This window comes from Hydrocarboniclastica marina, assembly GCF_004851605.1.
Classification (GTDB): domain Bacteria; phylum Pseudomonadota; class Gammaproteobacteria; order Pseudomonadales; family Oleiphilaceae; genus Hydrocarboniclastica; species Hydrocarboniclastica marina.
This window is the reverse complement of record NZ_CP031093.1, coordinates 1897901-1919156: the sequence shown is the minus strand read 5'-3', so window position 1 is coordinate 1919156 and position 21256 is coordinate 1897901. Positions and strand designations below refer to the sequence as shown.

At 60.1% G+C, this 21256-nt stretch carries 12 protein-coding genes; all 12 read right to left on the bottom strand.

Annotated elements, in window-relative coordinates:
* Window positions 1-23: 23 nt before the first annotated feature.
* The 12 genes from soil367_RS08590 to soil367_RS08535 all read right to left on the bottom strand — a co-directional run bounded on the left by soil367_RS08590 (window position 24) and on the right by soil367_RS08535 (window position 21201).
* A complete protein-coding gene (locus tag soil367_RS08590) occupies window positions 24-728 on the bottom strand; it encodes an RES family NAD+ phosphorylase (protein ID WP_246065591.1) in 705 nt (234 codons plus the stop codon).
* Window positions 725-1126, bottom strand: a complete 402-nt coding sequence (locus soil367_RS08585) for an MbcA/ParS/Xre antitoxin family protein (RefSeq protein ID WP_136548705.1) — start codon at window positions 1124-1126, stop codon at window positions 725-727. Before soil367_RS08585 ends, soil367_RS08590 begins: the two co-directional genes overlap by 4 nt.
* Window positions 1127-1208: 82 nt before the next feature.
* On the bottom strand, window positions 1209-1853 hold the full coding sequence (locus tag soil367_RS08580) for a methyltransferase domain-containing protein (protein ID WP_136548704.1): 645 nt from the start codon (window positions 1851-1853) through the stop codon (window positions 1209-1211).
* Between the two features lie 411 nt (window positions 1854-2264).
* Window positions 2265-4487 carry a 1,4-alpha-glucan branching protein GlgB gene (gene glgB / locus soil367_RS08575; protein ID WP_136548703.1) on the bottom strand — a complete coding sequence of 741 codons (2223 nt, stop codon included), beginning with the start codon at window positions 4485-4487 and terminating at the stop codon, window positions 2265-2267.
* The gene (gene treS, locus soil367_RS08570; RefSeq protein WP_216642794.1) at window positions 4480-7845 is read right to left on the bottom strand and encodes a maltose alpha-D-glucosyltransferase; all 3366 of its coding nucleotides are present in this window, start codon (window positions 7843-7845) and stop codon (window positions 4480-4482) included. The genes glgB and treS overlap by 8 nt, the downstream gene beginning before the upstream one ends.
* A 105-nt stretch (window positions 7846-7950) precedes the next feature.
* Complete coding sequence (locus soil367_RS08565; RefSeq protein WP_136548702.1) at window positions 7951-9975, bottom strand: alpha-1,4-glucan--maltose-1-phosphate maltosyltransferase; 2025 nt, start codon at window positions 9973-9975, stop codon at window positions 7951-7953.
* Between the two features lie 89 nt (window positions 9976-10064).
* Window positions 10065-12242, bottom strand: a complete 2178-nt coding sequence (gene glgX, locus soil367_RS08560) for a glycogen debranching protein GlgX (RefSeq protein ID WP_136548701.1) — start codon at window positions 12240-12242, stop codon at window positions 10065-10067.
* Between the two features lie 150 nt (window positions 12243-12392).
* Window positions 12393-12827 (bottom strand): DUF2934 domain-containing protein, encoded by a 435-nt coding sequence (locus soil367_RS18905; RefSeq protein ID WP_216642793.1) that lies wholly within the window; start codon window positions 12825-12827, stop codon window positions 12393-12395.
* Between the two features lie 50 nt (window positions 12828-12877).
* Window positions 12878-15640: a malto-oligosyltrehalose synthase gene (gene treY, locus soil367_RS08550; protein WP_136548700.1), complete on the bottom strand. Its 2763-nt coding sequence runs from the start codon at window positions 15638-15640 to the stop codon at window positions 12878-12880.
* Entirely contained in the window at window positions 15637-17772 is a 2136-nt protein-coding gene (gene malQ, locus soil367_RS08545; RefSeq protein ID WP_136548699.1) for a 4-alpha-glucanotransferase, read from the bottom strand. Before malQ ends, treY begins: the two co-directional genes overlap by 4 nt.
* Window positions 17765-19624, bottom strand: coding sequence for a malto-oligosyltrehalose trehalohydrolase (gene treZ / locus soil367_RS08540; protein WP_136548698.1), 1860 nt, complete (start codon window positions 19622-19624; stop codon window positions 17765-17767). The genes malQ and treZ overlap by 8 nt, the downstream gene beginning before the upstream one ends.
* Window positions 19621-21201: an alpha amylase C-terminal domain-containing protein gene (locus soil367_RS08535; protein WP_172962304.1), complete on the bottom strand. Its 1581-nt coding sequence runs from the start codon at window positions 21199-21201 to the stop codon at window positions 19621-19623. Before soil367_RS08535 ends, treZ begins: the two co-directional genes overlap by 4 nt.
* Window positions 21202-21256: the final 55 nt, after the last annotated feature.

Genomic DNA, 21256 nt, shown 5'->3' with positions numbered 1-21256 from the left:
GTAAAGCAGAAAGGCTGGGCCAATCAGCCCCGCAGGTTGTAGTTGATGACCCGCCCGATCGAGCTGATGGCCTGACCGTCCCAGATAAACTCATAGTGCGCCGCCTGGGTAATGCGCTTGACCGACCGCGGCGAAAACAGGCCCCAACAGATCGCACCGGGAAGCCGTACCGAGCGGTAGCGAAGGCCCGAAGCCTTCTCTTTTTTCAGAGCCTTACCAAAGCTTCTTGAGGCGGAGTAGTCACACGGATCATATATTGCGTCACCAGGCGGCAGCGCCGTTGCGTCGACAACCTCAACCGGGCCAAAGCGGCACGTCAGGCCGCGAAACACCAGGCGGTCATAGCTGAGGCCCGTCACTCTGCGCCAGTAGCTCGACTGATGGTAGGCCACTTCGGTTATTGCCGTGTCGAGTGTATCCCCCATGTAGAGGACCCCGAACTGACCATCACTGAAGCGACTGCCTTCGGGATTAACATGGGTAAAAGGCGCTGTAGCGTAGGTACAGCCCGCTATTCCAAACGGAATCTCTTCCCGGGGAACCAGGTTGAGCTGCCCTAGCTCGGTCTGTACCCGGGGGTTGGTCAACGACTGAAGCTCGTAAAGCAGGTCAAACTCATCCTGATCTGCAACGTCATCAAACAGACTGACCGGCGGAAACCTGGAATTGACGAGGCGGTAGCCGGTCTCCTGGGTGATGGACATTGTCGGGAGTTTGCGCGAACTCACCACAGCCCTCCGCGCAGCGCATCAATACGCTTGAAAGTCTCGTACAGGGCCGCAAAGCTTCCTGTACTGATGAGACTGAGCGGGCTTTTTCCGTTGAAGAAGGGGTTGTCGTTAGGCATCGACATGAAGCCGTATACGTTATCCGGATTCTCAAAAATGATGCGCAAGCTGCCGTGAATATTAAGCAAATAGCTCAGCCGTTCCAGCTGATCCTGGTTCAGGCTCGCATCTTCGGGCTTCTTCCGGTACTTGTAGAAAGCCGGCCGCGATATCCGCAGAATGGCCTGGACCTGTTCCGCCGTGCAGCCCCATTTTTCCAGAATGTTGAGTACCACCTTAAGGCCGGTAGCCGACAACTTTCGCGAGTCCTGGATGTCGAGTGCGGGTAGTGCTTTCATCCCCTGAGTCCTGCCTGACCATCTGAAATACTGTATCAGCATAGACTTATTTCTTTTTTAAGTCTATATGAAGACTGTTAGCTCAGGTTACCGGGCCCCTGCAGAATCGGGCAGTTTGGGTTGGCTGACCAAATTCGGGGTCGTTTTCACCAATGCCGCCGAAAGTCACCTCGTAGCCATTCCGACCCGCCACGCCCCTTGCCCAGCGCTGGAACTTCATCCTGTCCCATTCAAATTTGTGGTCCGGCTCCCGGAATTCGCCTGGTTCCAGATCAAAAAGCGGGTTGTACTCCCGATTCGGCGTGGTCACGTAAACCATGGAAGGGCGCATCTGACCAAATACCGAGATCTCCACCCGTGAGAGCGCCTCGGGGTTTACATGCTCGATCGTTTCCACGAGAGCTGCCGCATCGTAGCCGGCCAGTGCGGGCTGGGCCTCGGCGTAGGAGCCCTGCATCAGTCGGATCCGCTGGGTTTTCTCATTCAACCAGCTCGCCAATACCTCTCTCGCCTGCCGCAGGGACAGGCCAGACGCTTCCAGGCCTACAATCTCGTCAAACTGAGGGTCATCGGCCAACCGGTACAGGAGCGACCCGGAACCACAGCCAAGGTCCAGTACGCGCCGGGCGCCTGAGGCCTTGAGCTGGGTAAAAACGTGAGCCAGACGAATTTCATGGAGCGAAGTCATCTGCGTCATGTTTCGCGGAAAGGCGCGATCAGCTGACATAGACGCACACTCCGCCGGACACTGCCGACCTGCCGGCGACGGTCACCGGAGCAGTAATTCGACCGGGACCTGCAGCTACCTGCGGAAAAGAACCCACAGATGGGTTCGGAAAGTGACTAGCGGGAATTCTGAGAGAGCGATAGTTCATGCTGTGGAGCCAGTGCTGTGGACTTTAAGGTGGTTGTCACCCCTTTGGCCGCATTAAACCACCAGTCGCCCGCCCATTGCACTGCCTCGGGCAAGCCATGTCGCAGCACTGGATCGCTGGGATTCAGCAATGGGTCGCTGGGATTGGCGACAGGGCAATCCTGAGCACCGTCACAAATGGCGTACTGGATACGCAGCGCAGCCCGGTCCCGGGAAGCTTTTTCCTGGGCAGACTGCGCGCCAGAGGATGCACACAAACGGGGGTCAGCCAGAGTGTTCTGGCTGCAGCACGACCACACCCAGCGGCGGCAACGATACGGAGATACTCGCGGTCTGCCCGTGCATGGGCTTATCCTGGGCTGCCACTTCCCGATTAAGGTTATTGGCGCCGCCGTAACGTTCGTTGTCGCTGTTTAACCGCTCAGCCCAGGTGCCCAGAACAGGCACGCCGACCTGATAATGCGCATGGGGCATGGGTGTCAGGTTGGCGATAACCAACACCGGTTGCCCTGCCCGGCTCCAACGTAGCCATGCGAAAACACTGTTTGTCTTGTCGTCCCCGATCACCCAGCTGAAACCCTCGGGCTCCGCATCGCGCTCATAGAGCTCCGGCAGCCCTGCATAGAGTCTGTTGAGGTCAGCGACCAGGCGCTGAACGCCGACGTGCCGGCCGTCGTCAAGCAAGGTCCAGTCCAGTTCCCGATCGTGACTCCATTCGCGCCACTGGCCAAATTCGCAACCCATGAACAAGAGCTTCTTACCGGGGTGAGTCCACATGAACGAAAGATAGGCCCTAAGGTTGGCAAACTTCTGCCAGTCATCCCCCGGCATTTTGTTGATGAGTGAGCCTTTTCCGTGAACGACTTCGTCGTGAGAAATAGGCAGAACGAATTTTTCTGAAAACGCATAAACCAGACCAAACGTCAGGCTGTCGTGGGCATGGAAACGATACATGGGATCGGTCTGGATGTACTTGAGCGTGTCGTGCATCCAGCCCATGTTCCATTTGTATGAGAAGCCCAGGCCGCCTTCATCCACCGCCTGCGTCACACCGGGCCATGCTGTTGATTCTTCAGCGATAACGAGCGCACCGGGTGCTTCCTCGGCCACAACTTTGTTGAGGTGACGCAGGAAGTCGATCGCTTCCAGGTTCTCCCGACCGCCGTGCTCATTCGGAATCCACTCGCCGTCTTTACGGGAATAGTCCCGGTACAACATGGACGCGACCGCGTCCACCCGCAGCGCATCAACGTGAAAGTCTTTGAGCCAGCGCAGCGCTGACGCAAGCATGAAGCCGTGCACCTCACGTCTGCCGAGGTTGTAGATGTAGGTATCCCAGTCCTGATGGAAGCCCTCAAAAGGATGTGCATACTCATACAGGGCCGTGCCATCAAAGCGTCCCAGACCATGGGTATCGGTCGGGAAATGAGCCGGAACCCAGTCGAGAATGACGCCGACGCCTGCCTTGTGGCACCTATCGACAAAATAGGCGAAATCCCGGGTATCACCGAAGCGGCCGCTGGGGGCGAACTGACCTAATGGCTGGTAGCCCCAGGACCCCCCAAAGGGATGTTCCATGATCGGCAACAGCTCGATGTGGGTAAAGCCCATCTCCACAACGTAATCGACCAGGTGCTCTGCCATGGCACGCCAATCGTACAGCGCGCCTTCGTCCCCACCATGTCGGCGCCAGGACGCGGCATGCACTTCATAGGTCGTCATGGGGCGGTCAGGGGCCTGACGTTCAGCGCGGTCGCGCATCCAGTCGTCGTCCTGCCAGTCATAGGGCGACGTATCGGCCACAATCGAAGCAGTGCCCGGTGGTTCTTCCGTGGCAAGCGCCACCGGGTCAGCCTTGAGCACCACGGCACCTTCCGCGTCCAGCAACTCATACATATAGCGCTCGCCGGGGCCTAGCTGGGGCAGGAACAGCTCCCAGACGCCCGCTGGGTGGCGTTTGCGCATGGGGAAACGTCGGCCATCCCAGCTATTGAAATCGCCCACCACGGAAACGCGACGGGCATTCGGCGCCCACACCGCAAAGCGCACGCCGGCCACGCCATCTACCACCATGGGCTGAGCGCCAAGGCAGTGCCCCAGGTTGCGGTGGGTGCCCTCGCCGATAAGGTACAGGTCGAGCTCCCCCAGCAGCAGGTCGAAGGAGTACGGGTCCTCCACCTCCTGCTCAACGGCGCTCGGCCAGCGGATGCGCAGCCGATACGGCGCTCCGTGGGGCATGCGCCCAGCGAAAAGCCCAGGTATCTGGATGGATTTCAGGCTGCACATCACCTTGCTGCTCTCCCGATCCAGTACATCTATTCCCAGGGCTCCGGGCATGTAGACCCGCAACAACAGGCCCTCAGCATCCTCATGCAGCCCGAGCACCGAAAACGGATCCCCGTGCCGGGCGTTAGACAGGGCCTCCGCGTCGTGGCGGGATAGTCGCAGCGTCTGATCGCTTCTGGTAAGGCTCGCGGACTCAGTCATGGGCTTCTCCCCCTGTCTTTTGATCGGCCAACTGTGCGGCAAGTGCAACCAGACTGCGCAGGGGTATGCCCAGCCAGGCCGGTCGGTTCGCTGCTTCATAGGCAATTTCGTAAGCGGTCTTCTCCAGTAGGAACAGCTCCAGCGCTGCGTCTGCGCCCTGTTCACTTTCCCACTGGTGTCCGATACCTTCGGCGCTCTCCACATAAGCATTCAGGAAGGCCTGGCGTCCGCGGATACGGTACTGTTCAGTGACCGCATGCCCCGCCTCGGCCGAAGCGGCATCTGACTCACGGGCCGAAAGTTTCTCGTCTATCACAGCGCCGGCGTAGTCGAATGAACGCAACATACCAGCGACGTCCTTCCAGGGGCTGTCCTTGGCCCGTCGTTCGGCCATGGGTCGCGCCGGCTCGCCTTCGAAGTCAATAAGGTAAGCGTCGTCGTGGGCCACGAGGACCTGGCCAAGATGGAGATCACCATGGATCCGGGTCAGCAGGCCACCGCGCGCCTGTCTGGCTAGTCGCGCTGGCGCCTGTTTCAGAAGATCGCCCCGGGCCAGTGCCTGTTCCACCAGCGCACGGTCCGCTTCCGTTGCGTCAGCTTTATGCTGCTCAAGCAGCTCGAGGGCTTCCTGCACGCGCTCGCCCACCCGACGGGACCAGGTTTCGACCTGGCTGTTATCCGCCACATCGGGCGCAAAAGCGGGGTTATCAGTCTCCCGGGCGAGAACCTGATGGAGTTCGCCCAGACGCCGGCCCAGCGTCGCTGAGAAAGTTTCCAGCTCATCGAAAGCACCAAAGGTCGACTCGCGCTCTTTTTCCTCGTCGTACTCGGCTTCATGCAGTGCACGTTCGAGCGTGCTGCGCGTCCACGCCCAGGCATCGCCCTGATTGTCCACATAACGCTGGATCAACATCAGGGTTTGCGGTGCGCCATCCGGTCCGTGTCGGGCAACCTCGCCGTACATCGGCGGTACCTGGGTATATCCGCACTCGCTCAGGTAACGACCAATTTCTGCCTCGGGATGAATACCCGGCTCAAGCCGCCTTAACAGCTTCAGGACCACCGTGCGGCCGATCACCACCGAGCTGTTGGACTGCTCCACTGACTCGTGGGACACCTCGGGATTGTCCTCCAGCTCCAGCTCCTTCAGCAGCGGGGTCGGGGTGAACCTCAACTCGCCCTGATCAGAAGGAATAACAGCTGAATCTCGAATCAGGTCCAGAACGCGCAAGGCGAAACTGTCCAGCGCCAATCCGTCGGTCAACAAGCCGACCTCGCGGCCACGGCGCACGCGCGCGAGGGCCAACTGCTGCGCGAGTACCTGGTTCCTGTCATCCTCACCAAGAAACCCGAAGGGTAGCTGGTAGCGCTCCGTGCCCTGGCTATGGCGTACTTCAATCTCGCTGATGAGCATCTCGTGCCGGGCGTCGCCAAGAGGCGCTGTGTAGAGAATGCGCACGTTCTCGATACGCGCCTGTTTGGCGCCGAACCAGCGTCGTTTAGGTAGATAAGTCGGCAAAGCCTCTTTCTCGACCAGGGCGCGCGGCGTCGGCTGCAGAATTTCTTCCAGGTTGCGTTTGGTGATCAGGGTGACGTAGTCCGGCATCGGCTCCGGCGGCCGCACGTGCCAGTCGGGCATTTCCGACTCGCTTGCCATCAGGAACCAGTAAAACCCGTAAGGCGGCAGGGTTAGTTGGTAGGGCAATGCGCCAACCGGAGGAAAAGCACTGCCGCCTATCATTTCTACCGGTACCTGTCCGGCGAACTCGGACAGATCCAGCTCCACGGCCTGGGCGGTGCGGGCAACGTTGGCAACGCACAACAGGGTCTCGCCGCCCCCGTCCTCTGTCGTTAGCTGGCGCATGTAAGCCAGGATATGCCTGTTGGCCGGGTAGAGCAGCCGCATCGTGCCCCGGCTGAAGCCCCGGTGTTTGGCCCTTACAGTCAGAAGGCGGCGCATGCTGTTGAGCAGCGAGTGCGGATCCCGTGACTGAGCCTCAACGTTGACCGACTGAAAACCGTACAGCGGATCCATAATCGGCGGGAGTACGAGGCTTGCAGGATCTGCCCGCGAGAAGCCGCCATTGCGGTCCATGGACCACTGCATGGGCGTGCGGACACCGTCCCGGTCACCCAGGTAGATGTTATCACCCATGCCGATCTCGTCCCCGTAGTAGAGCGTGGGCGTGCCCGGCATCGACAGCAGCAGACTGTTTAACAGCTCTACCCGCCGGCGGTCGCGCTCCAACAGAGGCGCCAACCGCCGCCTGATACCCAGGTTAATACGGGCCCGGCGGTCAGAGGCATAGTGGTTCCAGAGGTAATCGCGCTCCTTGTCGGTGACCATCTCCAGCGTCAGTTCATCATGGTTGCGCAGAAAGATAGCCCACTGGCAATTGGCGGGGATATCCGGAGTCTGGCGAAGAATGTCGGTGATAGGAAAGCGGTCTTCCTGGGCCAGCGCCATATACATGCGCGGCATCAGCGGGAAGTGAAAGGCCATGTGGCATTCGTCGCCTTCACCGAAGTATGGCCGGGTATCTTCGGGCCACTGATTGGCCTCGGCCAGCAACATCCGGTCCGGGTAGCGTTCATCGATAACCGCCCGGATACGCTTGAGCACGTCGTGGGTCTCTGGCAGGTTCTCGTTGTTGGTTCCTTCGCGCTCGACCAGATAGGGAATGGCATCCAAGCGTAGGCCATCGACACCAATGTCGAGCCAGTACTCCATCACCTTCAACAATTCGTCCAGCACGACGGGATTGTCGAAGTTGAGGTCGGGCTGGTGCGAGTAGAACCGATGCCAGAAATAAGCATTCGCGACCGGATCCCAGGTCCAGTTGGAGGACTCGGTATCCAGAAAGATGATGCGGGTGCCGGGGTACTTCTCGTCCGTGTCCGACCAGACGTAAAAGTCACGCTCTGGCGAACCTGGCGGCGCGCGACGGGCCGCCTGGAACCACTCGTGCTGGTCAGATGTATGGTTAATGACCAGTTCCGTAATGACCCTCAGCCCCCGCCGATGCGCCTCAGCAATAAAGCGCTTGGCGTCTTCGAGCGTGCCGTAATCCGGGCTGACGTTGCAATACTCAGCGATGTCATAGCCATCGTCGCGCCGCGGGGACGGGTAAAAAGGCAACAGCCACAGGGTGTTAACGCCGAGACTGACCACATAGTCGAGCTTTTCGATCAGGCCGCGGAAGTCGCCGATACCGTCGTCATTGCCGTCAAAGAAAGATTTGACGTGCAACTGGTAGATAACGGCGTCCTTGTACCAGAGCGGGTCATCCAGAAAACGTTCAGTGCCCGTATCCATGGATTCGCTGACGCTTTGTTGTACGCCTTTGGCATCCGTCATTGCGTTTGCCTCCTTGCCTTGTTCTTGCGTGGTTCATTAGTGGCGCCCACGTAATGGCGGCGCCCAATAGGTCGTTTCAATACTGGACTCTGTCCCCGGCCCTATCTAATGTCTGCCGACATCTACCCTCCAGATGCCAAAGGGCATCCCCGGCTCGAGCCGTGTCCATTGATGCTTCCCATACCAGGTCCAGCGATGTCCGGTCATGAGGTCCTCGGCGTCCAGCGCGGCGTCATCCGGCATGCCGAGCTTCCACAACGGCAACTCGAAGTGCCCCTCGTGTGCTTCAAACGGATCCAGGTTGATTGCGCCAAAAACCACATTGCTGTTGTCCTGTGTGCGCTTGCTGAAAAACAGCAGGCGCTCGTTGTGAATGGGGTGAAATTCGAGCCCCAGGTGCGTCTGTAGCGCGGGATTTTCGCGCCTGATCCGATTAAGTTGCGCGATCTCGTAGATAATATTGCCCGCGGCGGCGTAATTTCGGGGCCTCAGCTCGTATTTCTCGGAGTTCAGGTACTCCTCCTTGCCCGGGACCGGCTCGCCCTCGCAAAGCTCAAACCCCGAGTACATTCCCCAGGAACCTGACCCCAGTGTCGCAAGGGCTGCCCTGATGAGAAAGCCCGGTCGTCCCGACGACTGCAGAAACGTGGGGTTGATATCCGGCGTATTGACGAAGAAATTGGGGCGGAAGCTGTAGCGCAGCGGCGGCTCGTTCAGCTGCGTAAAGTACTCGGTCAGCTCGGCCTTGGTATGGCGCCAGGTAAAGTAGGTGTAACTCTGGTTGAAGCCCAGCTTGCCCAAACGAGACATCACGGCTGGCCGGGTAAAGGCCTCTGCCAGGAACAGAACGCCAGGATCCCGGCTGCGAATGTCGGCGATCAGCCACTCCCAGAACGGAAACGGCTTGGTATGCGGGTTGTCTACCCGGAATATGCGTACGCCCTGTTCGACCCAGTGTTCGACCACATCCCTGAGCGCAAGCCAAAGCGACGGAATCGCATCCTCAGCATAGAAGTCGACATTGACGATGTCCTGGTATTTTTTGGGTGGGTTTTCGGCATAGCGTATAGAGCCGTCTGGGCGCCAGGAGAACCAGCCCGGGTGTTCCTTGAGCCAGGGGTGGTCTGGTGAGCACTGAATGGCAAAGTCGAGCGCGATTTCCATGCCGTAGTCCGCTGCGGCATCGCGCAATGCCCGAAAGTCCTCAAAACTGCCCAACTCCGGGTGGATCGCCTCATGGCCGCCCTCGGGACTGCCGATCGCGTAAGGGCTGCCTACATCGTCGGGGCCGGCATCCAGCGTATTGTTCCGGCCCTTTCGATGGGCCTTGCCGATCGGGTGAATGGGCGGAAAATAAAGCACGTCAAACCCCATGTCGCGGATCATCGGCAGTCGGCGATGAACATCAGCAAAAGTGCCATGCCGGCGGGGATCGTCCGTCTCGGAACGGGGAAACAGCTCATACCAGCTTGAGAACAGGGCCTTCTGACGGTCAACCTCGACCGGATACCCAATCTCGGTCCGCGCCAGATGAGGACGTGTGTCCGCGTCAGCCATAACCTTCCGCGTCTTGCCGTCAAGCATCACCGCAACCCGGTCACTGTCGCCGTCCGCCTGCTGTAAGCGCGTATAAAGATGTTCAAGCTCAGCCCTGGTATCCCCCGACACCTGCTCGAGCACAGAAGCGACCAGGCGCCTGCCTTCCTCCAACTCCAGCCCGACCGGAACGCCGGCGTGATGTTTTTTGTAGAGCTCGTCCCTGAAAGTGCCGAAAAGGTCCCACCAGGCCTCAATCTCGAACATGTAGCGGCCGGGATTTTCTGGCACGAACTGACCAGACCAGAGATCATTCCCCAGCGGCCGCACCAGGCTCATGGGCTCCCTGTGCCATGCCCCCTCAAGGTCACGCCAGCGTACGGCAGCCGCCAGAACATCGTGACCGTCGGCAAATATCGCGGCAGAAACCTCCACCGGTTGGCCCGCGATCGCCTTGATCGGAAACCGGCCACCGTTTAGCGCGGGCTGCACTGACTCGATCGCGATTCGCGGCGCGGCTGCGGCATGCAAAACTTCCTCTGAGTCACCGGCGCTCCGCGGCTCCACGGTTGTGGTCTTGCTTTTCCTGGCCATCAGCTTCTCCTCCATGCTTCTGTTCAGTCGGACCTGGGGCGGCGCGACCGCGCCCGTAGACTCCGGGGGCAAGTACGGTCAGCCCTCGCCTACTCGTCCTCCTCGTCAGGATCACGTCGCGACCACTGCCGCCTGCGCTCGTGCACCAGTTCCATCAAGGCCAGGGAGCGGGATTCGACTTCATGGGTGCCATTGGACAAGTGCCGGTAATCAGCGCCTTCTTCCAGATGGGCTGTGTCGAGCCGATACATCCAGATATACCCGTCAGGAGGCTCGGGTAGCTGAAAATCCACGGGCTCATGGTGGGCATTCAACAGGAGCAATAGCGTCACATCTTCGCCCCGACGCCGAATGCCTGTGGCCTGGGCACTGCCGTTAAGAAGGACGGCCATGCTGCAAGTGGCTGGATCCTCCCAATCCTCGACCGACATCTCCTCGCCGCTCGGCGCAAGCCAGGTCACGTCCTTGTTACCAAAGTTCTCGTCATACTTGCCCGTCAGGAAACGCCCGCGCCGCAGAATGGGATAGCGCAAACGCAACGCGATCACTCGGCGAACGAAGTCGATCATGTTTCGAGCTTCTTCGCTGTGGTCCCAGTCGATCCAACCTATCTCGTTGTCCTGGCAGTAAGCATTGTTATTGCCGCCCTGGGTACGTAGCATTTCGTCCCCCGCCAACAGCATCGGCGTGCCCTGGGAGAACAGCACCGTAGCGACGAAGTTGCGTACCTGGCGCAGTCGGATGGCGTTTATCGCCGGATCGTCGGTCTCGCCTTCTACGCCGTAATTGCACGATATGTTGTGATCGTGGCCGTCTTCGTTGTCTTCGCCGTTCGCCTCGTTGTGTTTTTCCTCATAGGCCACCAGATCGTAAAGGGTGTAACCGTCGTGGGCCGTGACAAAGTTGATGGATGCGTATGGGCGGCGTCCGCGACGGTTGAACAGGTCCGCTGAAGCAGTAAGCCGGGTCGCCAGTTCGGCAAGCTGACCCTGGTCTCCCCGCCAGAATGCCCTGAGGGTGTCGCGATACTGGTCGTTCCATTCGGCCCAGCCCGGCGGGAACCGCCCCACCTGATAACCGCCGGGACCGCAATCCCAAGGTTCGGCGATCAGCTTGACCTGGCTCAGGACGGGATCTTGGTAACAACTCTGCAAAAAGCCGCCGGCCTCATCGAAGCCATCGGGCTCGCGGGCCAGGATCGTCGCCAGATCAAAACGGAAGCCATCGACACGCATTTCTTCTGCCCAGTAACGTAGGGAGTCCGTCACCATCTGCAGCACGCGGGGATGGCTCAGATTCACTGTATTGCCGGTCCCGGTATCGTCGATGTAGTAGCGCGGTTTTTCCGGCATGAGGCGGTAGTACGACGCATTGTCGATACCCTTGAATGACAGGGTCGGACCCAGTTCGTTGCCCTCAGCCGTATGGTTGTAGACCACATCGAGAATGACCTCGAGATTGGCAGCATGAAAGCGCGCCACCATTTCCTTGAATTCGCTGACCGAGTCCCCTGCCATATAGGCCCGATGGGGGGCGAAGAAGCCGATGCTGTTATATCCCCAATAGTTGCGCAGGCCTTGTTCCAGCAGCCGTTGATCCTGCACGAACTCGTGGATCGGCAGAAACTCCACGGACGTGACGCCGAGCGACTTGATGTACTGGGCGACGGCTCCTGTCATCATGCCGGCGAAAGTGCCACGCAGGTGTTCGGGCACATCCGGGTGCGCCATGGTGAAGCCGCGCACATGAGCTTCGTAGATAACGGTGCGGCTCCAGGGGATATCTACATCGCGGGAGCGACCCCAGGTGAACGCCGGGTCGATAACTTCGCAGCGGGGCATGAACGGAGCACTATCGCGCTCGTCAAAACTGAGGTCGCCATCGGGATGGCCGATGGTGTAGCCGAATACCTCGTCGACCCACTCGACTTCGCCGACGATGCCTTTGGCATAGGGGTCGAGCAGCAGTTTGTTCGGATTGAAGCGGTGCCCTTTTTCTGGCTCGTAAGGACCGTGCACACGATACCCGTAAAGCTGACCTGGACGCGCATCCGGCAGATAGCAGTGCCAGATCTCATCCGTGTATTCGGGCATATCGATGCGCTCAATTTCTTCTTTGCCCTCCAGGTCAAAAAGGCAGAGTTCTACCCGTGTGGCGTTCGCGGAGAACAAGGCGAAGTTGACGCCGAGTCCGTCCCACGTTGCGCCCCGGGGAAACGGCGAGCCCTCACGAACCCGCGATTTAAAGCCATTATTGGTTTTGCTCATACTTCTCATCCATGAAGAATTTTTTGCCACCGAAGCATCAAGCGGCGCACTCTTGTATCGCTCGGCCACGGCTGCGGTGCGCCTCGGGCCGGAGCTGGCAGCGTGCTGTTTCTTCTGCGCTGCTGCAGCCGGGCGCGCGGGCGCGGTTAGCTAACCGGCGTCGCCCTTCGGCTTCCTCGGTGCTTTTGCCGGCTTTTTGGTTCCGGGCGCTTTGGCACCCGTTTGAGCCGTCGCGGTCTTGGGCTTCTCGGCTTTGGGCTTGCCACCGACACCGGCGCGGGCGTTCGCCTTCTTCTCAGCCTCTGCAATGGCTTTCTTACCCTTTGCGCCCGGCGAAACCGGAGCCTTTGCCGGACTGGTGATCGGCTCGGGCCTGGCGTAGTCCGAGGCGCCCCGATCATCGACCGGTTCCTGGTCGTCAGGCGCTTGCAGGGGCAGGTCATCCACCGGCGTGTTGTGGCCCCGCTCGGCCTGCACGATCTTCAGCGCCATGTCCCAGTGCCGCTGCTCCTGGCCAGACGGCCTGCCTTCTGACTCCCATATGCGATAAGCCAATTGCCGTACGCGCAGATCCTGATCAGTCATTGTTGTTCCCTCCCTGTGTTCATTGGTTCTGACGACCGCCTGGTGCAGGCCTATCGGGCCTTGAGCACACCAACGGGAAATTCTGCCAGCAGCTTCGCTACCGGAACGGCGTCTTCTGTGATTCTCAGTTCCTCATCGGACAGCAGGTTCTGCCAGTCATCCGACGTTGCGGCCAAAAAACCCTCCGGTAGCTGCAGCCGGGTATCACCCCACTGCGCCTGGGCTATGACCGGCAGTTCAGCACCTTCAAGCAAAGTGGAAGGCAGTCGTGGGACGACGACCAAAACGGCTTCTCTCTGCCGGCGGCGGATAAATGCGACTACGTGGCGGGCTCGGCTGCCGACAACATCAACGGGTTCATAGCTGCCTTGCAGGAACAGTTCGGGACAGTCGCGGCGCAGGTGCAGAAGTCGAGCTATGAGCGCCTGCTTGACCTGACCGTTGCGCCAGGCTTCCAGAGCCTCAGTCGGTACTGGGTTCTGCCGCAGCGTTTCTGCGCGCAGTGCGTAGTCGACGGGTCGCCGATTATCCGGATCAACCAGAGACAGGTCCCAGAATTCAGTGCCCTGATACAGGTCGGGGATGCCGGGTACGGTTATCCGCAAGGTGGTCTGTGCCAGGCCATTGACTGCTCCGGCAACGTCGAGTGAACGCGCCGCGTTGGCGATGTCCCGCCGCAGGGACGCCGTTTCGAACAATCCGGTAAGGAATTCGCTACAGGCACGTTCATAGCCTGCGTCCGGCCAGAGCCAGTGACTATGCAGTTTGGCTTCCCGCAGTGCTTTCTCGTGCCATTGCAGGAGCCGGTCACGGTAGTGGGTGATCCCCGCATCATCACTGTCGTCAAGCTCCAGCGGCCAGGAGCCCAGCAGGATCTGATAGAGAATCAGTTCATCCGCCGGCGCGGGCGCCAATCCACCGGACAATTTTTGCCGTAGGGGCTCGGCATCGCGCTGCCAGCGTCGGACATCCGAGGCGAAACGTCCGGCTTGTTCGCTGAGCGCGGCCAGACGCGCGCGCACGTCTTCGCCGCGTTTGTGGTCATGGGTGGCGGTAGTCACCATCGAACGCGGAAAATAGCGGGCGCGATCGCCACAGGCCTGGTGGAAGTCCAGCGGCGAATAACTGAGGCGGTCTGGCTCGAAGCCGACATCATTGCGGGAGATAAGCACTGCGGAGCGGTAACCCGCCGTGTCTTCCACCGCTTTAGCAGCCACTGGCGAAGTCAGTTGCTGAAACCGGGCTATGGCCTTCAATCGAAGGGCGCGTTCCCTGGCGACTTCTATTGCCGATGGCGCCTCGCCCCCAAGCCACCGTTCAAGGTTCATCAGGATAATGTGATCCGGGTCGTTCAACTCCTGCTTCGCGCCCGCCATAGCCTGCTGAAAGAATGATTCATCCTCGGGTGGTCTGCCGTTCTGGTCAGCGTAGGTGCGGTAAACCCTAAAATGTCTTATCAGCGCGGCGAGCGTCCGTTTGACCGCGCCCAGCGTGAAGTCCCGTGTCGACAGGTCCTGCCGGGCAACGGCCAGCAGCGCCCGGGCGCAGGCGGAGAATTCGCTGGCCAGTGTCGTACGCAGGATTTCAATGCGCGCTCGCCGTTCCTCAAGATGGAAGTCATCGCTTCGACCGCTGGTTTCGCGCCAGAGGTCGCGCAGCAGGCCAACATGGGACGGATCGTGCTGAAGCGCCGAGACGTCATTCATGAACTCGTAGCCCGTCGTGCCGTCGACCTGCCAGTCCTGATGCAGAGGCTCGTCGGCAGCGAGTATTTTCTCAACGAAAAGCGCGACGCGCCGTGGCACGTTATCGGGTCGCCGTTCAGCCAGTTCATCGAGGCGGCTTCGCAGTTTGCGGCAGTACCCACGCGGATCGACCAGACCATCCACATGGTCAACCCTTAACCCATCCACCCAGCCGAGTTCGACCAGGCGGAAAATCTCGCTGTGCACCTCTTCGAAGACATGAGGCAACTCGATACGCAAGCCACCCAACTCCGTCACATCGAAAAACCGGCGCCAGTTGATGTCATCCGATGCCGTGCGCCACCAGGCCAGCCGGTAGTTCTGCTCCTCCAAAAGCCGATGCAGGCGCTCTGACCCGTCGTCACTGCGGCCGTCGAAGCAGGCCACCACTTGGTCAAGTTGCTCCCTGCCCTGACGGGTATCCAGCACCTTGCCCAACGCTTCATGGGTCTGCACTAGATCTTCAGCACTCTCCGCCGCAGCGCACTGGTGCCGGATGGGCTCAAGGTCGTCGCCGCCCATTTCGGCCAGAATAAGCCCGTAGGTGCGCGGGTCAATAGGAAAACGGTGCTCGTGGTAGTCGACGTGAAAGCCGCTTTCCCAGCCGAGTTTGAGATCGCCCGAAATGAGCGATTCCCCGTAGGGCTGACCGAGGAAAGGAACCAGTACTTTGCCGGTGAGTAACGGGTCGGGTGATTCCCAGTCAATATCGAAGAAGTCGGCGTAGCGGCTTTGCCGGCCCCAGCGCAGTACGTCCTGCCACCATTGGTTCTCGGAACCGCCCACCGCCACATGGTTGGGGACGATGTCCATGACCAGGCCCATGTCCTTTTCCCGCAGTCGCTTTACCAGGCGCTCAAGCGCGGCTTCATCGCCCAGCTCCGGGTCAAGCCGTGTCGGATCAATCCCGTCGTAGCCATGAGCCGAACCGGCGCGCGAGGCCAGCAAAGGCGATGCGTATATATGGGTGACGCCCAGGCTGGAAAAGTAATCAACCAGCTGAGCGGCATCGTCGAGGGTGAAATCTGCATGAAACTGCAGGCGAATTGTCGAGACCAGTTGGGTCATCGCTGTGCCCCCGCCTTCGCTGGTGGCTCGACCTTTTGCCGGCACTGGTCCAGCCCGCGCAAACGGTGACGGACGTCGGCGGACTCAAGTAAGTCTTTTGCGTCGGGTGACCAGCGGCGGCGCCAGTTGGGATGCTCGTCCATCGTGCCTGGCAAATTCGCCTGCTCTTCCAGCCCCAGCACATCTTCGACCGGAAGCAGCGTCAGCGGAGACGGAACCTGAGCCATGAAACGGGCTGTCGCGTCGAGCACGCGGGTCGCGTCCAGGTCGCTTGCGCTCAGCTTTTCCGGTACCGAATGGGGCGCTACAAGGCCGAGGGCGAGCGCGAGTTGAGCCCTTTCTTTTGCCCGACCGTTGTGTTCCGCCTCCGCCGAACGGTCCGCCTTCAGGAGGCCGAGACTGCTGCGCCATTCAATGTCGCGGCCGGCCCACCAGCCAGCAACGGTCGGCAGGTCATGGGTGCTGGTCGTGGCCATGGCTTCGCTGGACCAACTGTCGGCATTGCGGAAGCTGCCCTCATGCCCTCTCTCAAACCCTCTCTCAAACCAAAGCACTTTCATGCCCAGTATGCCTTTCTCAGCGAGTCGCTCGCTGAAACCAGCCGCCACGGTGCCCAGGTCCTCGCCGATCACAATGGCGCGGTGCCGCCAGGACTCGAGCGCCACCAGCCGGAGAAGGTCGTCAAACGGGTAGCGCACATAGGCGCCCTGGTCGGGGCCCGACCCGTGGGGGATCAGCCACATGCGCATCAGCCCGAGAATGTGATCAATCCGCAGACCACCGGACTGGTCGAAGCCCGCTCGCAACATGTCGATAAAGCTGCGAAAACCCGACTGCACGAGCCCATGGGGCGAGAACGCAGCCAGCCCCCAGTCCTGCCCGTGAACATTGAATGAGTCCGGCGGTGCACCTATCGAGAGCCCTTGTAGCATCTCGTCCTGCCGGCTCCAGGTCTGGCTGCCCGCGTCATCCGCACCAACGGCGAGATCAGAAATAATGCCAACGGCCATGCCCGCCTCACGCATGGCGGAATGAGCACGCAGGAGGCCGTCAGCCGCCAACCACTGCAGGAATGCATGGAAACGGACTTCATCTTCATGCTCCTCAGCAAACCGCGCTACCGCAGTACTGCGGGGATGCTGCAGTTCTTCCGGCCAGTCACGCCAGGTTCCCGGGCCACGGGCCGCCAGGATGGCCTCAAAACGGCAGTGGTCTTCCAGTACTTCGCCGCCTTGCTGGCGATAGTCGTCGAGCTGTTGCCGCAGGGCCTCTGACCGGGCGTCATCCGAGCCCATCACGTCGTCATAAAGTGCCCGCAGCCACAACAGTTTTGCCGACCCGGCCCGAGGCCAGTCCACAAGTTCCATGGCTTCCAGGATCCGTAACTGCTCCTTTATCCCGCAGCGGGCCTGCGCGGCCTCAACACGTTCTTTGCCCATCAGGCCTTCGGGCGCGCAGTAGAGAGCGTTGCGCAACAGCCGGCTCGATGGCGAATAAGGACTGAAGCGTGCCGTATCGCCACTGAACATGGCGTGGGTGGGGCTGATCGCCACGGCGTCTGCCCCCTGCCCGGCGGCAGATTGCCCCAGGTGTTGTAAAGCCAGGGCATCGCCGAACCCACCATCGCCCGGACGACGCAAGGAGTATAGCTGGGCCGCCATACCCCAGAGGCGCGCTTCCTGAATGGAACAGGCGTCGGCAGGCGTATAGCAGCGGGTCGGTGCAACCGCCAGACAGAGGTCCGCGTCGCCCAGCTGCAGCCGGTGATAACCGGCGTCGTCGACTGCAGGGATACAGCCTGCTGCGTCCAGCTCGCCGTTGACTTCCTGACCGGTCTCGAGCCTGAGCAAGAACCTGGTGCCGGGCTGGAGCGCGCACGGCAGTGACACAGCTCGCCCGCACTCCGCGGTTATCAGCGGGGGCAAGTCAGCTGGGCTACGGGGATGATGTATCTGCTCCAGCTTCTCCAGACTTTCAGTAACTGCCGCGTCACTGTCGGCGGGAAAGCCCAGTTTAGGCAGAACGTGTTGCATTACCTCTGTACTCAGGTGCAACAAATTGCCTTCGCTATCATGCCATTCGAGCAAAAGTCCCGCTTTGTCTGCCAGTTGTCTCAGCAGCGATTCATCCATTCATGCTCTCCAAGGCGGTAGCGGGTATCAGGGCTGCCACCGCAGAGCGGGCCGGCAGGCGATTGTTGTCCACATCCGTGATAACAGACGGTCGTGAAACGTGCAGGCAGTAACGGGTCAAAAGCCGCGCACCCCCGTCAAACAGCTTATCCAGGCTCAGGGGCGCTTCAGTCTCGCTCAGATTGAGGGCAATGCTCAGATCGCTGCCGTCGCCAAGACGCCAGCGGGCCAACACGGCGCCATTGGCGAGCATCGTGGCACCAAGGGATTTTGTGCCCGGCAACCGTGGCACTATTTTCTTTCGACGCAGAGATAGCAGGGACCGGTACAGATCCAGCCACTGCTTGTGGGGTGGCAACAAACGACTGTCGAAGTCCGGTACGGACGCCTCGAAAGTTTCAATCGCGTTCGGGTCGGGAATGCGAAGACGCTGGGCTTCGTCGTTGAAGGCTTCAAAGGCGGCAAATTCATTTCGGCGGCCCTCGCGTACTGCGTCCGCCAGGTCGTCGCTGTGTTCAGTGAAAAACAAAAAGGGACGGCGAGAGCCCCATTCTTCCCCCATGAACAGCAGCGGAATCATGGGTGAGAGCAGCAGCAAGGTTGTCGCCGCTGTAACAGCATCCTCATGGGCGAGCGTTATCAGCCTTTCGCCCAATGCACGGTTGCCGATCTGGTCATGGTTCTGTAGAAAAAGCACAAACGCATGGGGCGGCAGATGCGCGCTGGGTTCACCTCTTGGCCGCCCATGCCGGGACTGTTCACCCTGATAGATGAAACCCTCCTCGAGACAGCGCACCAGCTTGTGGGTCGAGTCACGGATAAAGTCAGCGTAGTAGCCCTCCTGCTCGCCCGTCATCAACACATGCAGGACGTTATGGCCGTCGTCATTCCACTGTGCGGTGAAGTACTTTTCTTGCAGCAGCCCGGCAGTGTTGGCTTCATTTTCCAGAATAAGGTGGACGTGCCGTCCGGCCGGTATCCGGCGATGGACCTCCTCGGCCAACTCTTCCAGGAAGTCCCGTTCGCTGATGGCATGGACTGCATCAAAGCGGAGCCCGTCCAGCCTGTATTCATGAAGCCACATCAGGGCGTTGTCTACGAAGTACTGGCGCACCTCAGGCTGACGGAAATCAATGGCCGCCCCCCAGGGCGTTTCAATATCTTGCCGGAAAAACCTGTCAGCGTACTGGGCGAGATAGTTTCCGTCTGGGCCGAAATGGTTATAGACCACATCCAGAAAAACCATCAGCCCGTAACCATGGGCTTCGTCGATGAGTCTCTTGAGGGCATCGGGTCCGCCATAGGCAGCTTCGACGGCGTACGGCAGAACGCCGTCATAACCCCAGTTGCGTCCGCCGGGAAATTCAGCAACTGGCATAAGCTCTATGGCGGTAACGCCGAGCCTGGCCAGATAGCCCAGACGTTCGCGCACCCCGTCAAAACCGCCAAGCGCACCCACATGCAGCTCATAGATGACGGTTTCAACCCAGGGTCTACCCTTCCATTCCTGATGTTTCCAGTGGAAGTGGTCCGGATCGACCACACAGCTGGGCCCGCCGATGTCACCTTCCTGCGCCCGCGACGCAGGATCAGGCACCGCGGTGCCCTCGGTATCCGCAGCGTCGGCAAAGACGCGGTAGCGATAGCGCAGTCCGTGACTGCCTTCTGTTTCAAGCTCGAATGCACCGCCGCTGGCCGGCTGCATGGGCTCCGGATCCCGCCCCTCGACCTCCAGCGAAACCCTGTTGGCACTTGGCGCCCAAAGTGAAAAACGAACGCGATCCGGCGCTGAAGGATGAGCGCCGAATCGCGGCTGGAACGCGGTGTCCTGTCTGAAAGCCGTCTGATTCATGCTGGCCAATCCCCCTGGCGCAGCAACAACGTTCCGAGCGGCGGTATGGTCAGGTTCAGTGACGCCGGGTAGCCATGGCTCGGGATGTTTTCAGCCCGAACGCCGGAGGCATTGCCGACGTTGGAGCCCCCATAGAATTTACTGTCACTGTTGATCAGCTCCCGCCAGACTCCCATAGCCGGTACGCCCAACCGATAGGCGTGGTGGACCACGGGTTTGAAGTTCACCACAGCCAGAAGCGGCGCCATACCCTCGTCGCCGTAGCGGAGAAAGGCCACGACGCTGTTTTCGGTGTCATCCCCTACAACCCAGGCGAACCCGTCCTTACCCCAGTCCCGCAGATGTAGCGCAGGCTCAGTCACGTAGAGGCGGTTCAGGTCCGCCACCAGTCGGAAAACACCCGAGTTACAGGGATCACTGAAGAGCTCCCAGTCCAGCCGGGCGTCGTAGCGCCAGCCCCTGCCCTGGGCGAACTCAGTACCCATGCCGAGCAGCTTCTTGCCCGGGTGGGCGCACATGAAACCCAGGCAGGCGCGCAGATTGGCGAAACGCTGCCACCTGTCGCCTGGCATTCTTTCGAGCCAGGAACTAAGCCCCTGGCTCGATCTTCCATCTGCCAACGGCAGCACAAAGTTGCCGTCAAACGCCTGGTTCAGGCCTTGTACGAGATTCTGGTGTCGATCCGCCCGAATGTCGGGTTCCTCGCTGAGATAGGCAAGAATGTTCTCGCACCAGACCGTATTCCAGGTAAGAAGCCGCTTCGACGAAGGCAAGTCGAGACCCAGGTCGATCAGCCCGTTTTCCAGCAATACCATGACCGTCGGGAAGCGCTCAGTCAGAGAATGAACCAGGTTCTGTAGTGTTTGAACCAGCTTGTCCCTGCGGCCTGTATCGCCCGTGCCCGCCGGTTCCAACTGGGGATGGAGCTCCAGACGTAGCCCGTCGAGGTGAAAAACGTCGAGGTAGGACGCGATACGGGGCAGCAAGTCCTCCAGTGCATTAACCCTGATATCTTCTATCGCGCTATGTTCAATCTCCTTATCTTCAACACCCCTACCTTCAACCTCTTTAACCCGTCTCTCGTTCTGGCCAAGCAGCGGCCAGTCCAGGATAACGCCCAGCCCACCCTCATGACACTGATCCACGAACTCCGCAAATGTGTGATCGGTCACTGCACAGGTATTGCCTGGAGTGCTCCCGGTCTCGGCGCATAGGTGTTTGTTCTCAACGGTTCTGGCTGTCGTTTGAGTGCACAGCTCCGGATCGAAGCCGAGCAATTCAACGTGGGTGAATCCGAGGTCGGCCGCGTAAGGTACAAGCTGCTTCGCAAGTGCGCTCCAGCTCAGGGGTTGGCCACGGTCGTCCACACGCCATGCCGACGGAAAAATACGATATATAGCGACTGGCGAAACAGCGGGCTGGTCGCGGAGACGACGGTCCAACCAGCCGCTATCGCGCCATGGGTAGTCCCTGGCACGTTCCACCGCGGGGGACGCCGGGGCCTCTTCCATGGCGTCGGCACCGACTGGTGCGCTGGTATTCAGCAAAGCTCCGTTTACAGAAAACTGACTGGTCACGTCCACTCCATTGGTACGGTTAGGCTGTCTGGCTGCTCCGGCCATCGTCACTCTG